Annotated in this window: 18 protein-coding genes and 2 pseudogenes; 15 read left to right on the forward strand and 5 right to left on the reverse strand. The window is 41.9% G+C overall.

All coding sequences use genetic code 11. The annotated features are described in order from the left end of the window. Window positions 1–81: 81 nt before the first annotated feature. The 8 genes and pseudogenes from BLU58_RS07715 to BLU58_RS07750 all read left to right on the forward strand — a co-directional run bounded on the left by BLU58_RS07715 (window position 82) and on the right by BLU58_RS07750 (window position 6,279). Entirely contained in the window at window positions 82–264 is a 183-nt protein-coding gene (locus BLU58_RS07715) for a hypothetical protein (RefSeq protein ID WP_093291652.1), read from the forward strand. Then, window positions 261–1,727 (forward strand): recombinase family protein, encoded by a 1,467-nt coding sequence (locus BLU58_RS07720; RefSeq protein WP_093291653.1) that lies wholly within the window; start codon window positions 261–263, stop codon window positions 1,725–1,727. The genes BLU58_RS07715 and BLU58_RS07720 overlap by 4 nt, the downstream gene beginning before the upstream one ends. Window positions 1,728–1,835: 108 nt before the next feature. Then, the gene (locus BLU58_RS07725; protein WP_093291654.1) at window positions 1,836–2,501 is read left to right on the forward strand and encodes a hypothetical protein; all 666 of its coding nucleotides are present in this window, start codon (window positions 1,836–1,838) and stop codon (window positions 2,499–2,501) included. 40 nt (window positions 2,502–2,541) lie between these two features. Further along, window positions 2,542–2,628: pseudogene (locus BLU58_RS17285) on the forward strand (DNA-binding response regulator); the annotation flags it as partial. A gap of 145 nt (window positions 2,629–2,773) precedes the next feature. Next, the gene (locus tag BLU58_RS07735; RefSeq protein ID WP_093291655.1) at window positions 2,774–3,691 is read left to right on the forward strand and encodes an O-fucosyltransferase family protein; all 918 of its coding nucleotides are present in this window, start codon (window positions 2,774–2,776) and stop codon (window positions 3,689–3,691) included. An 88-nt stretch (window positions 3,692–3,779) separates the two neighbouring features. Further along, a pseudogene (locus BLU58_RS07740) lies at window positions 3,780–4,547 on the forward strand (TylF/MycF family methyltransferase); the annotation flags it as partial. A 223-nt stretch (window positions 4,548–4,770) separates the two neighbouring features. After that, window positions 4,771–5,427 (forward strand): futalosine hydrolase, encoded by a 657-nt coding sequence (locus tag BLU58_RS07745; RefSeq protein WP_093291657.1) that lies wholly within the window; start codon window positions 4,771–4,773, stop codon window positions 5,425–5,427. A gap of 3 nt (window positions 5,428–5,430) precedes the next feature. Then, the gene (locus tag BLU58_RS07750; protein ID WP_093291658.1) at window positions 5,431–6,279 is read left to right on the forward strand and encodes a 1,4-dihydroxy-6-naphthoate synthase; all 849 of its coding nucleotides are present in this window, start codon (window positions 5,431–5,433) and stop codon (window positions 6,277–6,279) included. Here the strand turns inward: BLU58_RS07750 and BLU58_RS07755 are convergent. Beyond that, window positions 6,248–6,877 carry a DUF2238 domain-containing protein gene (locus BLU58_RS07755; protein ID WP_093291659.1) on the reverse strand — a complete coding sequence of 210 codons (630 nt, stop codon included), beginning with the start codon at window positions 6,875–6,877 and terminating at the stop codon, window positions 6,248–6,250. The genes BLU58_RS07750 and BLU58_RS07755 overlap by 32 nt on opposite strands. Window positions 6,878–6,984: 107 nt before the next feature. Here BLU58_RS07755 and BLU58_RS07760 point away from each other — a divergent pair, with 107 nt between their 5' ends. Continuing rightward, window positions 6,985–7,713, forward strand: coding sequence for a MerR family transcriptional regulator (locus tag BLU58_RS07760; protein WP_093291660.1), 729 nt, complete (start codon window positions 6,985–6,987; stop codon window positions 7,711–7,713). A 17-nt stretch (window positions 7,714–7,730) separates the two neighbouring features. Here BLU58_RS07760 and BLU58_RS07765 read toward each other — a convergent pair whose 3' ends face one another. Then, on the reverse strand, window positions 7,731–8,180 hold the full coding sequence (locus BLU58_RS07765; protein ID WP_093291661.1) for a MarR family winged helix-turn-helix transcriptional regulator: 450 nt from the start codon (window positions 8,178–8,180) through the stop codon (window positions 7,731–7,733). 138 nt (window positions 8,181–8,318) lie between these two features. On the opposite strand from BLU58_RS07765, the gene BLU58_RS07770 reads away from it, so the two are divergent. After that, window positions 8,319–8,903, forward strand: a complete 585-nt coding sequence (locus tag BLU58_RS07770) for a DUF3238 domain-containing protein (RefSeq protein WP_093291662.1) — start codon at window positions 8,319–8,321, stop codon at window positions 8,901–8,903. A 79-nt stretch (window positions 8,904–8,982) separates the two neighbouring features. Here the strand turns inward: BLU58_RS07770 and BLU58_RS07775 are convergent, their stop codons facing one another. Beyond that, window positions 8,983–10,881 carry an ABC transporter permease gene (locus tag BLU58_RS07775; RefSeq protein WP_093291663.1) on the reverse strand — a complete coding sequence of 633 codons (1,899 nt, stop codon included), beginning with the start codon at window positions 10,879–10,881 and terminating at the stop codon, window positions 8,983–8,985. 305 nt (window positions 10,882–11,186) lie between these two features. On the opposite strand from BLU58_RS07775, the gene BLU58_RS07780 reads away from it, so the two are divergent. The 4 genes from BLU58_RS07780 to BLU58_RS07795 all read left to right on the forward strand — a co-directional run bounded on the left by BLU58_RS07780 (window position 11,187) and on the right by BLU58_RS07795 (window position 15,810). Further along, window positions 11,187–12,146: a hypothetical protein gene (locus BLU58_RS07780; RefSeq protein ID WP_093291664.1), complete on the forward strand. Its 960-nt coding sequence runs from the start codon at window positions 11,187–11,189 to the stop codon at window positions 12,144–12,146. A gap of 34 nt (window positions 12,147–12,180) precedes the next feature. Next, window positions 12,181–13,425 (forward strand): FAD-dependent monooxygenase, encoded by a 1,245-nt coding sequence (locus tag BLU58_RS07785; RefSeq protein WP_093291665.1) that lies wholly within the window; start codon window positions 12,181–12,183, stop codon window positions 13,423–13,425. Between the two features lie 45 nt (window positions 13,426–13,470). Continuing rightward, on the forward strand, window positions 13,471–15,243 hold the full coding sequence (locus BLU58_RS07790) for an ABC transporter ATP-binding protein (protein WP_093291666.1): 1,773 nt from the start codon (window positions 13,471–13,473) through the stop codon (window positions 15,241–15,243). A 159-nt stretch (window positions 15,244–15,402) separates the two neighbouring features. Beyond that, window positions 15,403–15,810, forward strand: coding sequence for a hotdog fold thioesterase (locus BLU58_RS07795; protein WP_093291667.1), 408 nt, complete (start codon window positions 15,403–15,405; stop codon window positions 15,808–15,810). 189 nt (window positions 15,811–15,999) lie between these two features. On the opposite strand, the gene BLU58_RS07800 is transcribed toward BLU58_RS07795, so the two are convergent. Beyond that, complete coding sequence (locus tag BLU58_RS07800; protein ID WP_093291668.1) at window positions 16,000–17,874, reverse strand: S8 family serine peptidase; 1,875 nt, start codon at window positions 17,872–17,874, stop codon at window positions 16,000–16,002. 433 nt (window positions 17,875–18,307) lie between these two features. Between BLU58_RS07800 and BLU58_RS07805 the strand changes: the two genes are divergently transcribed. After that, window positions 18,308–18,799, forward strand: coding sequence for a DinB family protein (locus BLU58_RS07805; RefSeq protein ID WP_093291669.1), 492 nt, complete (start codon window positions 18,308–18,310; stop codon window positions 18,797–18,799). A 63-nt stretch (window positions 18,800–18,862) separates the two neighbouring features. On the opposite strand, the gene BLU58_RS07810 is transcribed toward BLU58_RS07805, so the two are convergent. Then, complete coding sequence (locus BLU58_RS07810; RefSeq protein WP_093291670.1) at window positions 18,863–20,452, reverse strand: bifunctional metallophosphatase/5'-nucleotidase; 1,590 nt, start codon at window positions 20,450–20,452, stop codon at window positions 18,863–18,865. Between the last annotated feature and the right edge of the window lie 56 nt (window positions 20,453–20,508).

Raw genomic sequence — 20,508 nt, forward strand, 5'->3', positions numbered from 1 at the left:
CTGACAAATGTAATCGTTATTACTAAAGTAGGCTTGTAACACTGTATCTTCTGCATACCTTGAAGTACAGGGGTGATGAACTTGAAGAAGTCTAGACCGAAATTAGGCAATGAAACATATGGCACTATAAACATTCTCCAAGCATTTCAAGAAGCCTTTGCCCCCGCCTTTTCATCAGACAAATCGGATCAACGGGCGAGTTCTCCATACGACTCTGTGTTGAAGGGAGCACTCTGTCCAGAGGAGGGTGAAGTGCGAGAGTGAGTAAGAAGATTGCTGTGTATATTCGTGTATCTACAGATAAGGATGAGCAAATTTCATCGGTTGAAAACCAGATTGATATATGTCGTAACTGGTTAGAGAGACATGGTTTTGAATGGGATGAGGATTGTATTTATAAAGACCATGGGATTAGCGGGACTCTTTTCTTAGAACGTCCTGCGATACAGCAAATCTTACAGCAAGCGAAGAAGAAAGAAATTGACATGGTGATTTTTAAATCGATTAGCCGTTTGGCCCGGGATCTTAAAGATTCTCTTGAGATTAGGGAGGTGTTTATTGCTCATAATGTCCGGATTATCTCTGTTGAAGAAGGATATGACTCGCATAAAGCTGGTAAAAATGATATGGCATTTGAATTATGGTCACTTTTTTCGGCCCAATATAGTAGAACGTTATCGGCTGGAGTATCCGCCGCTTTAGCAGCTAAAGTTCGTAGAGGTGAGCATATTGGAAGAATTCCGTATGGATTTGTTCGGATAGATGGCAAATTGCAGATTCTAGAAGAAGAGGCAAGGGTCGTACGAATGATATTTCGTTGGTATAACCAAGGCTGGGGATTTAAGAGGATTACTAAGGAGCTAAATAGTCTGGGGATTCCATCAAAACAGCGCAACCTCTGGCAGATGACGTCTATCCAGAGATTAATCAGCAACCCGATCTATTGTGGGGATTTTATTTTAAATCAGTATACGACTGTTAAAATGGGTGGGCGTAAAAAGCAGATTCGAAATTCTCCTGAACAGTGGATATGGTTTCGCGACCATCATCCTGCGATTATTACACGAGAAGAATGGGCACAGGCAAATCCCAATCATACGAATAAGGATAGGAAGAAGTTCACTCCGTGGAATGACCTACGTAGTATCTTGAAATGCGGGGTGTGTGGTTCTAGTATGGTTATTCTCCAATCTCATAAGGTTCTTAGTACTGGAGAAAAGCATTATTACCGATACTTAAAATGTTCAAGATATAGAAGGATCGGATCGACTGGTTGTCTCAATCATAAGCCGATCACATACGAAGAAATGAAAAATTTTATAAGGGATCGATTGATCGAAAAGGGACGATTTCTTAAGTTGCATTTCGTACACGATCCATCTAAGGATTATGAAAAAAGGAAAGATGAAGCCGAAAAGTCATTCCAATCAGTGCAAACCAAAAGCAAGCAGCTACTCGACTTATACTTGGATCAATTTATCACGAAGGGTGAGTTTGAAGGGAAGCGGCTCGAGTTGGAGAGAAGCACCCACCATTTACAAAAACAAATAAGATTACTCCAACAGGAGAACCAGCAAATCAAGAAAATTACAACCGTCCAACAAGCATTTCATGTTATGGAGGAACAGGATCAGAGCTTGCTACATGTATTTAAGGCATTGGTGGATGTAGTAAACCTACATCCAAACTTAGAGATTGATATGGTTTACAGATTCGAAAGCCCATAATATCGACTTGAAACAACAAAAAAAACAAATTTTCTCCACAAAAGAAGGATGTTCTGAATTTTTATAGAATCTTAACTAGTGTAAATTTATATGTGGAGAGTGAATGGTATGTTGAAAAAGCTTTCAGTAACATTTGCATTTGCATTGGCAGTATCTTCTATGGGTAGCATGGTATCGGCTGCTGACCCGATTGGCACAGAACTTACGATGAATGAAAAAGAGCATACGGAACAGGTTTTTATTAGAGGCGGAGAATATGATTTGAAAGTAAAAAATGACTCCTTCCGTTCAGAGGTGGAATACTTCATTGAAAGTAACGGTGTGAAGGTTGCAGAAGGGAAGATTGAGAGAGGTAGCTCCACTACTGTCTCTAAGACGTTTAAGGATCGTGGACGATATACATTAGGTCTTCGCTGTGCAGAGGATCGTGGATGTAAGGGAGCTCTTACGCTAACCCCGACTGAGCAATGGGATAAATGGATCGAGATTGAGCGTGGTCAAAAAGAACATACGGAAAATGTTTTCCTCCGAAAAGATAACTTTACAGTGAAGGTAAGCAGTGATGGATTTGGCTTCAGAAATAAGCTTAAGTACTTCATTGCAGATAAAGATGGTAATAAAATCGAGGAAGGCGAAGTAGGCAGAGAGCCGAAAGTGATCACAAGAGAACTAAATGGTAACTATCAATTTGGTCTTAGCTGTGAGTCGGAGCGTGGTTGCAGAGGTCATATGACCATCAAGGGTGAACGTGATGGTTGGGGACCAAATCAGTAAGATCTAGTCTCATTAGGGCAACAGTTTGCAAAGGTTATGCATCAGTAACGTCATGCAAAAGCTCAATGTAAAAGGTCGCTCTCAGGCTGTCGTTGATCTAGTGAGATTGGGTGAGTTAGAAATCTGATTCTTCGATGGAGAAACGGATTAAGCTTGGCCAAAAACCCCCTACATACATAGTAGGGGGTTTTAACTGTGGAATAGGCCCGCCTAAAATGGAATAAAGATTACATGATAAGTTGTAGTTGACTAATGGTAGAGGTGGTTCATTCATGCTGTATATTCGATATTCAATTCAAGGAAATGAGGGACTGTGTAACCAACTGATGGCCATTTTTAGGGCAGTGGGAGAAGCATTATTTCATCAGGGTCAGGGAAAGGAAGTATGCCTTGTTTTAAGTGATGTTCAAACACGGACCACAGTAGATTTAACAAAAGAACCTCACTTTCAACCCATTAAAATTGACTCATTTATAGATGTAGATGGCTTGTCCGAGATGCTGGAAGAGAAAAAAATACAAGTAAAACGTATAGAGGAAGTTCATAAACTTGATGCAGGCTTATTGCTCACCTGTAATCGAATGCCTAATCGCAGAGCTACTCCAGAGGAAATAAAAGATCTAGGGATCCTATTTGCAAACCTTTTTCCTTGGTCTAAGGAAGTTATAAGGTTATCCAATTTTGTCATGGATTCAATGTCTAGTTACCCTCTATGGACCGCTGCCCAGTTGCGAATTGAGAGGGATTTGTTAAGTTTTTCGAGTATCGGGGAGTCTAGGTTAGCATCGATTCGAGAAAGTCAATTTGATAGTGTGATCAAGTTTTTCTCCGGTACCAAAAACATATCGGCGATCTATGTAGCTTCTGGATCACAGGCTAGTGAGTATGAGGCTCTAATAACCCGATTAAAGGAAATAAATCCAAGTATAGTGGCTATAAATAAAAAAGATATCTTCGGAATGAACTTAGAATTAAAAAAAGAGTTTGATGATTTGTGCCTAGAGCAACAAGCGTTAATTGATTGGATGGTATGTACGAGAGCTCCTCTGTTCATAGGTCCACATTCGTCTTCTTTTTCATACTTGGCAGCTTATATTCGTCATTATCAACACTTTACCAATCTACATCCTGATTACCAAGCATGTTGGGAGGATTGGTTCCCTCGTCTTGCATCAAAGGAAATGGCCTAGGTCTATTCTTATATAATTTTGTGCAGTACTATCGGTAAGTTTCTCGCATATTTATTAGCTATCATGATGTGAGAGGGGTTTTGTGGGAATGTCTGTTAGTAAAGAGCAAACAAGCAGAGAATTGTATCTGGAGATGTTAAAAAAGGCCATCCTTTTTGAGATCTATATTGAGCATGAACAAAAATACGTACAATTTCTTGATCCAAATAATGCTCTTTTTTCTCCTACAAAGGAAAATAGACAAAGGGGCCAAGACTGGCCTCCTATTGCTCATAGTATGATTGGTAGAGAGAGAATGAATAATCTACATCAATGTATGAATGCTGTAATAAACGAAAATATTGAGGGTGACTTTATAGAAACAGGGGTTTGGCGGGGTGGTTCTTGTATTTTTATGAGGGGTTTTTTAAAGGCTCACGGAATTACAGATAGAGAGGTCTGGGTTGCTGATTCATTTAAAGGATTACCTGCTCCTGACCCACAATATCCGGTTGATGCGGGTGTAACACTTCATGAAGTAGATTTTTTAAGAGTTTCGGTGGAAGAGGTAATAGAGAATTTTAGAAAATACGATTTATTAGATGATCAAGTAAATTTTTTAAGAGGTTGGTTTAAAGATACATTACCGGTAGCGCCAATCAAAAAAATTGCGATCGCAAGGTTGGACGGTGATATGTATTCTTCCACAACAGATGCCTTGGTAAATCTATACCATAAAGTGTCTGTTGGTGGATATGTTATCATTGATGATTATACCGTGCCTCTTTGTCAACGAGCAGTTCATGATTTCCGGAATAAACATAATATTACGGAATCAATTGTAAATATTGATGGATTTAGCGCGTTTTGGAAAAAAACAAAAGAAATAGAAGTAAACCGGCTAGAACCAGAAAAGGTAGAAGTTGAAAGGCCAACTGAACTAGCACAGGGGCACAACCGAATATATCGCTTTTGATGGATCAATCGTTTAAAGCCTCCTCCTACGCATAGTTGGGGGGCTTTTCGGCATGGGTTCTTGCAAAAATGAGGTCTTTTTTATGGTATGGTAGAGAGAATAGGAAATAAAGGAGATTGTAAGGATGGGTACTTCACGAGTTTTGGTTGTAACTGCCGTAGAGTTAGAACGAAAGGCTGTTCTACGCGGGCTTGGTCAAGAAAATGGGAGAGTGAAGGTGATTGCGGCTGGGGTTGGTCCTGTCACATCAGCCGTTCAAACGACACTTGAATTGGTAAAAAACCAAAAACCATATGATCTTGTGATCATAGCTGGAGTGGCAGGTGGATTTGTGGGACGAGCTGATGTGGGGCATATTGTTGTCGCTAGCCAAATACGATCGGGAGATTTGGGAGCAGAGTCACTGAAAGGATTTATCTCTATCGATGAATTAGGGTTTGGTTCGGGGGCGGTTGAAGTAGATGAGAAGATGACGAAACGGATTTATCAAACTCTCATTCAAGCTGGAGCTCCCGTTTCGATCGGTCCGATTCTAACTATGAATACGACAACCGGTACAAAAGAGACTGCAAAACGGTTGATAGCAAACTATCCAGAGGCACGAGCGGAAGCGATGGAGGGATTTGGGATTGCTACAGCGGCTCAGAAGATGAACATCCCTGTATGTGAGATTCGTACGATCTCCAACCTAGTGGGTCCTCGTGATCGTGATGCGTGGAAATTAGAAGATGCCTTATTAAGGTTAGAAGAAGCATTTGCAAAGTGTAAAGAGGTGCTATAGAGGATGAAAATAGTATTTTCTTCTTGTCCGAATGATACATTTATCTTTCATGCTTGGGTGCATGGTTTGATTGCTGGAGCTCCTAAGCTAGATATTACGTATGCTGATATTGATAAAACAAACACTTGGGCGTCTGAGTCCACTACATATGATCTATTAAAAGTCTCTTGTGCGGCTTTGCCATGGGTCCGACCAGAGTATGCCTTGTTGCCGTGTGGTGGAGCGTTAGGCAGAGGTTGCGGTCCTTTGATACTGGTAAATGGGCAACATAAAGAGGTGGGAAGTAGCTCATTATCAGGTAAGCGAGTAGCGGTTCCAAGTATGAGATCGACGGCTTATTTACTGTTTCGATTATGGGTTGCTGGACATGTTCCAGGTGGGGTAGGCGGGATTGTGGTTATGCCTTTTCATGAGATCATGCCTGCTGTGCGGGATGGGTTGGTTGATGCGGGCTTGGTCATTCATGAGGCTCGCTTTACGTATCCGACCTTTGGATTGCGATTAGTAAAAGACCTAGGTGAGTGGTGGGAAGAGGATACAGGGCTTCCGATTCCATTAGGAGCTATTCTTGCACGTCGTGATGTAGACATAAGAGGGATCATTTCTGCCATTCGGCAATCGGTTCAATATGCTTGGGAGCACCCAGAAGTTTCACAAGAGTATATCCTCCAGTTAGCACAGGAGATGGATTTAGAGGTTGCTCAGGCTCATATCAACTTATATGTAAATGAGTTTAGTGCCAATCTAGGTTTAGAAGGATATCAGGCAATAGAAGTATTACTAGGAAGAGCAGAAAAAGAAGGATTGGTACCGGAAATGCCTAGCCACCTTTTTCATTCATTTTACCCGTGACCGACGAAATTTGTCGGTCCTGCCATTTACTGAACCATAGTAGAGCAATCCCTCCGAAAAGAGCCATCACCATATCCCAATGAGAATCAAATATATCCCCTTGATACCCCAGAAATTCCTGTACATCTTCAGTAAACAAAGATCCAATGAGAAACTCCAATAGCTCATATGCCGCACTGAGAGCCAATGTGATACAGAGAACCCAGATCGGAAGGAGTTTTTCTTTTTGAATGTTAATGGTTCGTATCGCGATTTCTCTAATAAAAGCGGCAACGATCATCCCGAAGAAAAAATGTCCAACCCGATCAAAATGGTTTCTTGAGAAATGAAATGTTTCCGTTATTTTTTTAAATAAAGGGACTTCTGCATACGTATAGTGAGCCCCGATCATCATAATGATGCATGAGATAAACGTGATAGTGTAGGTCAAAGTAGTAAGCGGAAAACGACGGTATGTAATGAGTAAAACGAGAACAAGGAGTATAGCGGGTCCTGCCTCAAAAAACCAAAGTGACCGTTTAACAGGGTGAATTCCAGACCAAATAAGTACTCCAGCTAAGATGCATATCATAATCCCCAATAGCCACTTACGATTCATCTTCGTCTCCCCTTTCTTCTCTTATCATGTATTATCTCCAATCGAATACGTGTTGACTCTCTCGTTACGTAATACCTTATAGTTGGAAACAGAAAGGAGCACAATTCATGAAAGTGAAAGAAGTAGCTGACCTAGTGGGAGTGAGTGTGCGCACGCTCCATCATTATGATGAGATTGGATTGCTTGTCCCAGATGAGACCACTGAATCGGGTTACCGCCTATACTCTAATGAAAACTTAGAGCTGCTCCAGCAAATTTTATTTTTTAAGGAGTTAGGATTCTCCTTGCAAACCATCAAGGAAATCGTTCATAGTCCCACATTTGATCGACAAGAAGCGCTAAAAATGCACTATCAGACGTTATTAGAAAAGCGGCAACGTCTAGATAAAATGATCCAAACTGTGGAGAAAACAATTCAACATTACAAAGGAGAGATTCAAATGACAAACGAAGAAAAGTTTGAGGGATTTGATTTTCGTTCGAATCCGTATGAACAAGAAGCAAGAGAACGTTGGGGTGATGAAGCAGTGAATCGGTCGAATCAGAAAGTTGCTCAGATGGGACCCGAAATACAAAAAGAAATGGATGATCTCTATTTCCATCTAGCAAGTATTCGGCATATGAGTCCCGATTCGGAAGAAGCACAATCCGCTATTACTAAGTGGTATGATATGCTACAAAGCTTTGGTGACTATACGCCAGAGGCATTTCGAACTTTAGGAGAGATGTACGTATCAGATCGGCGATTTACTAAAAACATTGATCGATTTGGCGATGGATTAGCTGCATTTATGTGTGATGCAATGGGAGTTTACGCAAACCGTCATCAAAAGTAGAGAAAAGAACTTCTTCCTTATTTTTTGAAGGGAGAAGTTCTTTTGTATGCTTCACAAATCACGTTTGCCAGATCGTCTTTCATCATTTGCATTCGCTTAGCGCCTATGTTATAGATCAAATGCTGCTCGATCTCATTAAGAATTTTTTCTTTTGCTTCTATAGCTAATTGACCACGTTCGGTTAGAACAATGATTTTTCCTCGTTTGTCTGTTGGATGAGGTTTCCGTAGTACATAATCATTTTCCTCTAGGTAATCAACTATTTTACTCACTGCTTGCTTCGTAATTCCTAGATGATCGGCAAGTTCGATTCCTGTAGCTCCATCATGTAATGCGATATATTTGAAGATATATCCATGTACAGACCGGATATCACGAAACCCTAACTCGGCCAATCTCTCGTGTAATTTATCTACTAATGTATGAAAAGATGTGGACAATAGGGACACAAGATCCAGATCGCTCATTTTAATGCCTCCTGATCAAATTAGTCTACTAGGTTGACTATGTGTGATGATAAGTGTACTATGTTATATGTGGTCAATCAAGTTGACTATATAGGAACTGAAAATAAAACACATAACATAAATAAAATGGAGGTTTATATGGTTAATATCGTAAAACTTAGAGCGAGTGTATTTATTCCGATGTCTTGGACAGAGCCGAGAAAAGATTGCTATACGGATCATATGGTTCAATTTGAGGGAGATTCACGTGAGTTTACGCCTCATACAGGGAATACGTTTCGTTCTAGAGTAGAACAAGAGGTAGTGGTCGATTTTGAAAAGAGAGAGATTTTTACGTTTGAGAGTACAGGTATAACCGCAGAAAGATTAATTCATTTGGATGGCTCTATTAGCTACCGAAAAGGTAGAGCGAGTACAGAGAAGATCAAGTGTATCAATACGACATGGGAAGCAGATGGTGTTCATTTTCAGATGACGGCAAGCGCTGGAAACCCACTGCAAGATGTACCTCCCGTTGACTATTTATTAACGGTGCATGTGAAAGAAGATGGTACCGTTGAAGTGACAGGAGAGCATGATGGATTCCCTTGCTTTGAATTTTATAAGCAAACAGATTTTGGCCCATTTGTAGAAATTTATACACATGACTTTAGAAAGACGGGTGATACGCCATTAGCCTTAGGAGGAGACATGGAGTACAAGTTTCATAAGGTGATCTCATAAGAGGTTGCCTTTTGTGGTCGCTATATAAACAGAATGAATAGGGTTGTGCTGAATACCTTCTCAGACAACCCTATTCCTTTTACTTTCCGGATTTTACCATAACATGACCTAGTTGTTTTAGATATAGAACACGAACGATAAGGAAATAGATGAGCTGGACAACGGCGAACCCAGATATACTTATTAAGGAAGGAGTCATCATATCCCATATAGGAAGATGACCGAGTATACCTTTATTTAAGATCTGTAGACTTATCAGAGCTTCCAATCCTGCAACGATAAGTGGGATGAAAAACAGCATAGCAATTTGGATTGTAGAGGTCCGTCTCATCTCCTTAATGCTCAAACCAACTTTGGAAAGCATATGGTAGATTCGCTGATCCTGATTTAGATCTGTATATAGTTTGAAATACAGAAAGCTGGCAGTGGCAAGTGAGAATACAGCTGCGATAAAGATACAGATAAAGCTAAGCAAACTCGTTGAGTGTTTGAATTCCATATAATCACCCGCTCGAGTCGAAAGAAAACCTTCCTCATTCGTAACATTCTTCTGTATTGTTTTACTAATTTTCACTTGATCAGAATCTGAACGGGGAGGCTCTTTTCCGGACCAAGCTGGAACAGAATAATATACAGATATTCCCGTTGAGGATAGATCGTTCTCTTTTGCTAAACTGGCTTGAATTTGTTGATAGGCTTCATCATTTACAACTAAAAGGGGAAGATATCCAGTAATTCGTTTGTTGATCTGCTCCACGATCTGGTACTTCGATACCTTTTGACCTACTTGTATTCCTTGCTTGTTAGGAGAGATATAGATAGCCTCCCCGGATTTTAAGTTGTAAGAAGCCTTCAGTCCAAGCAACTTAGCCATCTGCCGATAACTAGATTCATTTGTCACACTTACGGAACTACGATCATCCATCTGAATCGTAGCTGACTTAGCAATCACCTTATCGTACTTAATCCCCGAGTGCTCTAATTCTTGATCAATTTTCTGCATATCTGTTTCCCAGTTCTTGTACTCTTTAGTAGCATCGAGAGTAATAGCAAAGGGAAGGTCTTTATAAGAATCTTTTCCTACATAATCGAACGACTGGACAAGACCAATCGCCACAGAGGCCATGGCGGTTACAATCGTGATCATGAAAAACATTCGCGCATTATCTTTTATCTTGTAAGCCATCTCTGAAATCCATAACATTCTGGTACCCTTCCAGAAGAAAGAGCGATTTTTTTTCAATAGCCGCATCACATAGACACTAAATTGAGTAAAGAAGAAGTATGTTCCGATTATCCCTAGTGGTAGGGCCAAAAGGAGCATGTTAAAGTTTTGATTCAACAAGTAGTATGCAGTAACTATCAACAAGATGGATAAAAGAACTAGTAGGATATGTGCTTTCGGCTCTTTTTTCGGCTTACTTGTCCCCATTAATAATTCCAACACTTTTTTTTGACGGATAAAGAAGAGGGATAAAAAGGAGATCACAATATATAAAGCCGAAAAAGCTGCTATAGTGATCCCCATTGCCTTTAAGGGGAGATACAAGGAAAGCTCAGTTTCTACGATACTTGATCCATAAAGGAGAAATAGTTTTGCAAAAAGGAGTCCACCTAGAATTCCGGTTACAATCGAAGCGAATCCAATCAGTATATTTTCTATAAAAATCAGCTTATTAATCTGGCTTCGCTGTGCTCCTAAGATCGTCAATAGCCCGAACTCTTTGTTTCGGATCTTCAAAAAGGCACTAATCGAGTAGAGTACAAACAAAAACGAGAAAACAAAAGTCACATAGGCAGCTGCTTCCATTCCTATTTTCGCCTGATTTCCAAGGGAGGAGTTAGCCAACTCAGGATGAAAGATGAATAGAGCATAGGCAAAGAAGATCATGACTGCAAACGAGCTACTCAAAAAGTAGGCAGAGTAGGCACGTCGATTTCGCTTGACGTTATTAAATGCGAACTGACGAAAGCTCATATGAATTCCCCCTTAACTGTGACAACGGATTCATCCTATTTTTTGAAAGAAAGTTTGTTAGTTTTACGATGGATTGGGTTAACACATTTTCTATCTTGCTCATCTATTCTTAGTATGTTCATTACGAAAGTCACTCCTCTTTACTATTATGTGTCTGTGGCTAATAATGTATCATGTATACAAGGCAGAAAATATCGATAAACCTTACATGTATCTTAATAAATGGTAAGGATTATCGGGGATCAAGAACCATAGAATGGATACAGAAGTAAGTTTGGGATTACGAAAAGGGGATGAAAGTGCTTATGAAAAACGGTCCTGTGTGGTACATGAAGTATGTTGTGACGATTCTAACCGTGATGATAGTTGCAAGCCCGTTTGCTTCTGTTTCAGCTCTTGCGGCGCCGGATTATACAGACTTGGCGTATCGTTGGGCCCCGGTCCATTACCAGGATACCGATGATACGGATGCAGATGCAGATTACATCACGGCTATGAATTACGATGGCGACTGGGTAATGAATAATAACTGGGAGCATCAGGATGATGATGCTAGTCGTCTCAAGGGATCGGTTACATATTCTGTTACCGAGACACAGTCTCATTACTTCTTGATCTATACCTTTTATCATCCTCGTGATTGGGTGGATTATCCTGATTTCGGGCTGGACACACATGAAAATGATGCGGAAGGTGCAATGATGATTGTAAGGAAGGATGGTACCACGCACGGTAAGTTAGAAGGCATGGTAACGGTTTATCATAGCGACTTCTACTCGTATACACCCGCAGGCAGTCCGTTGACAGATGGGCAGGAGAACATTGATGGTAGCATTCGTATGGTGGATTACGGTGGAGTGAGTCGCCCTACTACTTATCAAGATGCGAAGGGGCATGGCATCTACAACTGGAATGGAAAAAATTTTCCTGGTGGAGATGGAGTTGTCTATTATCCAGATCGTCAGATATCAGAAGCTCCTGCCAGTGGAAATGATCGCTCCGTTAAATACACATTAGTGAATACATTTGCTCCTGGTGGCCTCTGGGATCATCGTTACGATCCGGATACGTTTGCTAGTTGGGGAACATTTAAGGGGGATAACGGAAGAGATAATGCTGCGAATACAGCATGGCTATGGAATGATTCCGATGATGGCCCTGTAGAAGCAGGTGAAATGGCAACCAATCCTGTCCATTTGATGGAAGTATATTTTGGTAACTTAGGTTCTTATAGTCGAACATATGTATATAATGGGTATCGCTAGGCAATCGGGAATCTCTTATGAGGAGCGATCTAGGATGGACGAGCGTGAAAAATCAGGAGTCGTTGAAACAGATGTGGTGATTGTGGGCGGTGGACCAGCGGGTATGGTACTCGGGGTGATGTTGGCTCAAGCTAAAGTCGATGTAATGATTGTAGAAAGCCAAGGGAATTTTGATCGCGAATATCGGGGTGAAGTATTACAACCCCGGTTCTTGCAGTTAATGGAGCAACTTGGAATGCGTTCATACATCGAAAGTCTTCCACATGCCCAAGTGAGAGCAGGTACTTTTTTTCAACAGGGACGAAAATTAGGAGAGTTCGCCTTTCATCGTTTTATTCCTGAAATCCCCTATGCTATCTGGACACCACAACCGATATTGTTGCAGGCTTATTATGACTGTATAAAAGACTCGCCCCATTTTCACATGAAGTTTCATGCATCGGTAAAAGAGTTGCTACGTGTAAATGGGCAGGTAACAGGTGTCATGATTGAAACAGAGAATAAAGAACGAACGGAAATTCGGGCCAAAGTGACTGTTGGAGCCGATGGACGTTTTTCTGCGATTCGCCGATTAGGGGGATTTCAGCTCGAATATGAGGATTACCCCGGAGATATTATCTGGTTTAATATAGACCAAGCTGAAAATCCACAAGATGTATTGCAATTTCATATAACAGATCAATATCCCTATCTAACCTTACCCAAATATCCAAACCTTCTACAAGTCGGGATTGTTCTGGGAAGTGGGAGATGGAAGCAAATCCAACGAGAAGGAATTGAATCGTTTAAAACTGATCTGGCGAAAATGTCTTCTTCATTTCATCCCTTTTTACAAACGGTTACCAACTTCCGTTCATTTGTTCCCTTACAAGCGAAGACACAATATGTGAAGGAGTGGGCACAAGATGGTTGCCTCTTGATTGGGGATGCCGCACATTGTTCCTCACCAGCAGGTGCTATCGGTGTATCGTTAGCTGTCACCACTTCTGCCATTGCCGCTGAAGCGATTTATGCTTCACTGGGCGCAGGGGATGTCTCTGCCAGCTCATTAGGTCGTGTCCAGCGGGAAAGGGATAGAGAAATCCGCATGATTCATCAAATCCAAATACGAATGGGGAGGATGCTATTTAATCGACATCCGATAATGAATGCATTACGTCCCTACCTCCTTGCACTAGTCACTCGTACGCCTATCGCCACTACAGTATTGAAGAAAATGATGACGTTGCCGAAAGATATTCACATAGATGAGAAATTTCGACTTAACCATAACGGATAAACACCTAAACAAAATAATCTACTTGAAAGGGGTGAACGTTGCCATATGGAATCACAAAAAAGAAAAATGGATATGAAAAAGTTTATAGGGCTGATTAACCTAAAATCGTTACCCAAAGCCATGATCGCTTTAGTATTAGCTCTCAGTCTGCTTTCTACGATAGCGAGCCTCATCGTTCCACTCTTTACTAAAAATCTAGTCGATGTGATCTCGTTTGACCACTTCCAGTACCAATTCATTTGGCTTTTGTTAGGCGCATTCTTAGTTCAAGGGATTGCGGGCGGAGTCTCTACTTACTATTTGGCGTACCTAGGAGAAAGAGTAGTAGCTAATATTCGAAAGCAAATTTGGAAACAAACGCTTCATCTGCCCATTTCCTTTTTTGATCAAAATCGTTCAGGTGAGACGATTAGCCGTATTAATAATGATACCGCTGTGATTAAAGAATTGATCAGTAATCAGCTCGTGTCTATTTTTACGGGGATGATTTCACTTGTTGGATCTCTGTCCATCTTACTGTATCTAGATTGGTCGATGACACTCGTAATGCTAAGTGCGGTGCCTGTTATATTTCTCATCATGCGGCCACTGGGTAAGCAGATGAGAAAGGTTTCGAAGCGTCTCCAAACGGAAACAGCCGAGTTTACCAGTACGATTACACAAGTGATCTCGGAAATTCGCTTAGTGAAATCATATGTAGGTGAACCCGTAGAACGGAAAAACGGAGAGCAAGGAATTGATCATCTTTTTGAGACAGGGTTAAAAGAAGCACGCATATTCGCTATCTTACAACCACTCATGGGCTTTGTGATGATGTTTATGTTGGTAGTCATTATCGGATATGGAGGGTATCGTGTTTCGACGGGAGACTTAACAGCAGGGGATTTGGTAGCCTTTATTTTATATTTGTTCCAAATCTTGATGCCGATTACGATGCTAACGCGTTTCTTTACAAGCTTGCAAAAGGCAATGGGAGCAACAGAGCGGATCATCGAAATCCTAGAACATGATTGTGAACCCGAGATGCCAGAGGAGGAAATAGGTCTACCGAAAGTAAATCCTACTCTACCGATTCGTTTTGAAAATGTTAGCTTCTCTTACCTCGATCACGAGGCAGTGTTACATGATGTTACCTTTACGATCGAACCGGGAGAAGTAACGGCTATTGTCGGTCCGAGTGGAAGTGGGAAAACGACCATCTTTTCTCTTGTAGAGCGTTTCTATCATCCGAGCTCAGGAGAAATCCGGATTGGGAATGTTTCGTTAGAAGAGTTCGATTTAAGAGAGTGGAGAAGTTGTATTAGCTATGTATCGCAAGAGAGTCCTCTTCTGGCAGGAACGATACGAGAAAATATTTGCTATGCGATGCAACGGGAAGTGACGGAAGAGGAAATCATTCGTGCGGCCGAACTAGCTTACGCGGATGAATTTATTCGGGATTTGCCAAATGGGCTAGATACCCAAGTAGGCGAGCGTGGGATCATGCTTTCGGGTGGTCAACGCCAACGGATTGCGATTGCACGTGCGATCCTACACGATCCGAAGATTCTGATGCTAGATGAGGCGACTTCTGCACTGGACTCTACTTCGGAAAAGGTAGTCCAGGATGCGTTGCAAAACTTAATGCAGGGTAGAACAACACTGATTATCGCCCATCGATTATCGACGGTAGTAGATTCGGATCGGATTCTGGTGTTAGAAAGAGGGACATTAACTGGAATCGGAACGCATGATGAGTTATTACAAAGTCATTCGCTTTATCAGCGATTGGTGGAGCAACAGTTTCGTTTGGAGATAAAGGATTCAGTTGAGCTATAGGTTATGTATAAGAATAGTAACTGTCTTCCGGGTAAATGGGAGGCAGTTTTTTTATTTGAGTGTGGGACTGATTAGATATTCATTTCAGTACATTTATTTTATACTGTAAAGTAAGTATGTTGATGATGAGAGATTTTCATAACAAAGGGAGTGAGGTCTGTGACAAATCGAGCAGAATGGGAAGAGTTTGTAAAAGGAACATTAATAGAAGCGCTTGATATTGAGTTAGTAGAATTAGGTGAGAATAAGGTTGTTCTCACCATGCCAGTAGGTCCTAAAACGAGACAACCCATGGGACTTTTGCACGGCGGGGCATCTGTGGCTCTAGCTGAAACGGCGGCCAGTTTCGGGGCATATTTCAAGGTGGCACCTATGGGAAAAGGGACAGTGGGTTTAGAGATTAATGCCAATCATATTCGCTCGAAAAAAGATGGGATCGTGACCGCAATCGCGACCGTTCTTCATGAGGGGCGTAGTACGATGGTGTGGAATATAAAGATTGTAGATGAAGAAGGGGATTTACTCTGTATTTCACGTTGTACGATGGCGATTATTGATCCGAAATAGAGAAAAAACCTAGGCCCTTTCGAACAGGGTCTAGGTTTTTTTACCCAGTACTTCTGTCTTATTACGACATCATAATTCATAGACCGGGGACATTATTATCCAGAAAAATCCCTCCATTTGTCCAAATCCCATAGCGTAGAAAACGAAAAAGCTAAGAGGACGTATCCCCTTAGCTTTTTTCTTACTTGATTACTGATAGTACTTCACTTTGTCGATGGTGTAGCCGTATTTCGTGATGCTCCAGTCAGAAACGAGATTGGCTGTGATTGTGTCGCCATCTACTTCTACCCAGAAATCATTTTTCGTACCTGTGAAAGAGGCTTTAGTAGCACCTTCTTTGTCTTTGATATGAACGAAATCGAAGTTTGCTTCTGTTTCAAGCCTGCTGAAGTGAATAGCTACTTTTTGAGCTCCCGCTTTCTTGTAGGTGTGGCTTTCGCTGACGCGGTTACGATAAGGGTGAGGAGTATCGAAACGTTTGTCTTCTTCATGCCAGGAAGCCCCCGCTGGGAAGTTCGCGGTTAGTTTGTATGCCTGTGTCTTGCTGAAAGCGCCACTGTATCCGATTACTTTGACATAATAGACTCCAGCCGAGGTAGCATTGTAAGCGATTGCTTCAGGATTTGTTCCGCCTTTGATGCTTTTGGCTAGTTCCGCTCCAGAAGCGTCGTGGAGGGAGAGATCGTAGTCACCAGGTAGGTTAGTCAAGCTGATATTGACTGCGCCAGCTGTGCCTACGTTGAATTTGTAGTAGTCAACATCCGTATCGGAGAAGATGTAGCTATCGTATGCTTTGCCAGAGTTGATCGGACCGTGAGCAGTAGCTAAGGTGTCGTTTGGCTCGAAGGTATCTTCTTCGTCTCCGCCGCCACCATCGTCATTACGATCGTTGATAACTGCACGATAAGCATTTAAACGACCATGTGCCCAGTAGTTACCGGTTCCATTGATTTTGTCTGCTGTCGCTTCAAGGATTTCACGTACTTCTGTATGGTTCTTGCCTTGGGAAGCGACTAAGGCTGCTACCGCAGCTGCATGAGGTGTTGCCATCGAAGTACCACTATACTTGACATAACCACCACCCATTTTGGTGGAGATGATATCTACTCCAGGAGCGGCTACATCTACCCAGCTACCATGGGTGGAGAACGATGCTTTTGCATCATTGCTATCTGTGGCAGCTACGGCGATACAGTTAGCATAGTAGGCAGGATAGTTAGGAGCTGTGCTAGGGGTATTACCAGCAGCAGCCATGATTACGACCCCTTTGCTCCATGCGTAGTTTACTGCATCTTCCAATGCTTGTGAGCCACCAGAGCCACCTAAGCTCATGTTGATCACTTTGGCACCGTTATCAGCGGCATACGTGATACCATTCGCCACCCAGTCATAAGTACCAGAGCCGTTACTATCCAAAACACGTACCGCCATTACCTTCACCTCAGGGGCGACACCTGCTACCCCGATGTTATTGTGAGTGTTGGCAGCAACCGTTCCTGCTACGTGGGTGCCGTGACCTTGACCGTCATCGGCATTGTTATCGTTGTCTACAAAATCATATCCAGGTACTACCTTCCCTGCTAAGTCCTCATGATTGGCTTGGACTCCCGTATCTACAACAGCTACAACGGTGCTGCTGCTACCTTTGGTTACATCCCAAGCTTGTGGTACTTGCATTTTCTGTAGCCCATATTGTTGGGGGATATGAGGATCGTTTGGTTCCCAGAAAGCATGAGCAAGTTGACGAGGTTCTGCATATTCAACCTCAGGCATTTTCGAGTACTGTTCAACTGCTTCTTTTACCGTTTGATCCTGAACCTTAATGACTTGGAAACCAAGTTTTTTATTCTCGGAGAGTACGTTTGCTTTATTTGACTTTAGGAGACTTGCTTTTTTGGTTGTGCTGATGTTTGACTTAAACTTTACGATGATGGAATTCTTGGCTACTTCCGCCGCTTTGCTAACAGGAGCTGCTTGTACGCTTACGGTAGTGGGAGCGAGTAAAGAGAGCGCTAGTCCTACCGCGGCTACCATCGAGCCTACGCGTTTGTACCCCTTCTTCATCTTACATACCCCTTTCCCATAGTGGGTTTTGTTTGTTGGTTTGTGACTTAGCAACATGCGGCATAAAAGAATCTACTAAACTGGGCAAGGTGGAGACAGCGATTTACAAGAGATTAGCCCTAACATGAGATGAAGATTTATTAATTTTGTGAAAAATTAACACGTTAAATGGTTAAAGTATTTTTCGACCACTAGATAGATTGATGCTGATCAATCGAAGGCTTCACCGTTTCTAAACCAAGTCCACAGTTCATGTAGATTTAATTGTGTATCTATTTAGAATATTACATGAAGATGAACCAGATGTAAATGGTTGATTATTCATTTTTTAATTTTTTTGTTTTTGGATATTTAATGCAATGTTTCAAACGAATTGGAACTGGGTATTAGTGGACAGGTTATCATCGCAAAAATGAAATGGAGTGTTGATTAGATGACTCATTTACAACAGATTCGCACTGCCTTGTTAGAGGAGTTACAACCCCTTTCGAATGAGCAGTACAACATGAAACCCGATTCTTCACGTTGGAGTATCGCGCAAGTGTTAGATCACCTCATTTTGACTGAGAGATATATTGTATCTATGATCTCGAAGGTGGCGAAGGAGAATGAACTATCCCACACTCCAGATAAGCCGATTCACTTCGTAGCAGATCGATCTAGAAAAGTGGAAGCACCCGATCGGCTTTCTCCAAAAGCAGATTATTATGCAAAGGAAGAGCTTGTACAAAAGCTAGAGCAAACTCGGAAACGGACCCAGTCTTTCATAGCGGAACATAAGGAAGAAGAGTTGATTAAGCGATCTATGCCTCATCCAGCGCTAGGTGATTTGAATCTGAAGCAATATATTGAGTTCATCGGCTATCATGAAGAGCGCCACTTGACACAAATCCGAGAGTTGAAAGAGATAATCGCAAAAAAATAACTTAAAACATCCACATAAAAAAACGGTCTAGGACACTCCTAAACCGTTTTTTCTAGTATTCTCTTATTCTACTACTACTTTCCAGTTATGGTTTAGTGTTGCATGGATCGTTCCTTTTTGTTGGAAGTAGTCAGCTAGAAGCTCTGACACTTCAGTCGGGATCTCATGGACGACTGGTTTATTTTGGAACATGAAGTAGTTGCCTCCACCTGCAGCACGATAGTTGTTCATCACGACTTCGTATTCCTGTTCTAGGTCGAATGGTTTCCCATTACGAGTCAGTTTCGTGATGCGCTCGCCGAAAGGCTTGCTAATATTGATTTCGTATTCAATCCCTTCCCACATATCAAAGTTGTAATGCTGTGGTTTAGGCTCTAAGAAAGCAGGATTTACCTCAATTTGCTCACCGTTATAAGGGGCGAAGTAAGTGGCGGTTTGCTCAAGGGCTTCTAGGATATCTTTTCCTTTCAGACGTAATACTTTTAGGGTGTTGGGATAAATATAGTTAGCTACGATGTCCCTCATAGTGACGTTTTCAGGCATCCCCGGGCTTATATTGTCAAATAGAGCCGTGTTGGAAATCTCTGCTCCTGTAAGTTCCATCTGCACATGGTTCATCCATTCGATGAGTGGGTGGTCCCCCATTCTGACTAGCATCGGGTCGTGTACGACCATGTCACCTTCGATACTCCCGAGTGGTTGGTCGAGCCATTGTTGTGTTTCTTGTTCGTAGGGCTGAATCATTTGGAGGATCGTTGTATCTGGTTCTATTCCTACTAGGTCATGGAGCCTGCTTTTAATTTGGAAGAGTCGCCAGTCACCTTGCACTAGGACAAACTCTAGTTCGATTTGACCGACGAAGTTTCCGTGACTTCCTGGTTGAATGATATGAACTCCATTGATATTCCCGCTTGGAATCTGACGATGTTGGTGTCCAGTGATGAGAATATCGATGCCGTCTACTTGATAGCAGATTTCATAGCCGACGTTTTCTCCAGAGAGTGGCTCTGTGGGTTCCCCGCTGTTTACATCTCGCTCAAATCCACCATGGTAGGAAACAGCGATAAAGTCAACCTGCTCATCTTCACGAAGTACCCGAACCCATTTGTTTAACTCGACGATCGGATCAGCGAATTGAAGCCCTTGAATATGATGTGGTTCTTCCCAGTTTGGAATATAGCTGGTTGTGGCCCCGATGATGCCCATGCGGATGCCGTTTGGAAAAGTGTGAATGAGATAAGGGGTCCCAAAGGCGGGGGCGCCTGTTTTTTCGTCTAAGATATTACAGCTGAGCCAAGGAAACTGAGACTCTCGCACCACTTGCTTTAAGACATCGGTTCCGTAGTTAAATTCATGATTTCCGATAATAGCGGCATGTGTACCTATATGATTAAAGAGCAGAGGGATCGGATGAATGGTTTGCTCTTTGTTCATTTTGACGTAATGGTAGGTGAGCGGAGTTCCTTGGATGCTATCTCCATTATCTAGGATAAAAGTATTAGGATCTTTATCCTTCAACTGATGGATTTTGGTTGCGATCTTCGCGAGGCCAAATTCGGCCGGGGCTTTGTTGCCATAGTGGAAGGGCAAGATGGTTCCATGGATATCACTCGTCACAAGAATTTGACACATTTTGCTTTGGTTATTTTCCATAATATCCTCCATTGTTTCTTAGTAATAAGATGTTTTTTACATATATGCAACATTTT

The organism is Thermoactinomyces sp. DSM 45892, from assembly GCF_900107305.1.
GTDB lineage: Bacteria > Bacillota > Bacilli > Thermoactinomycetales > Thermoactinomycetaceae > Baia.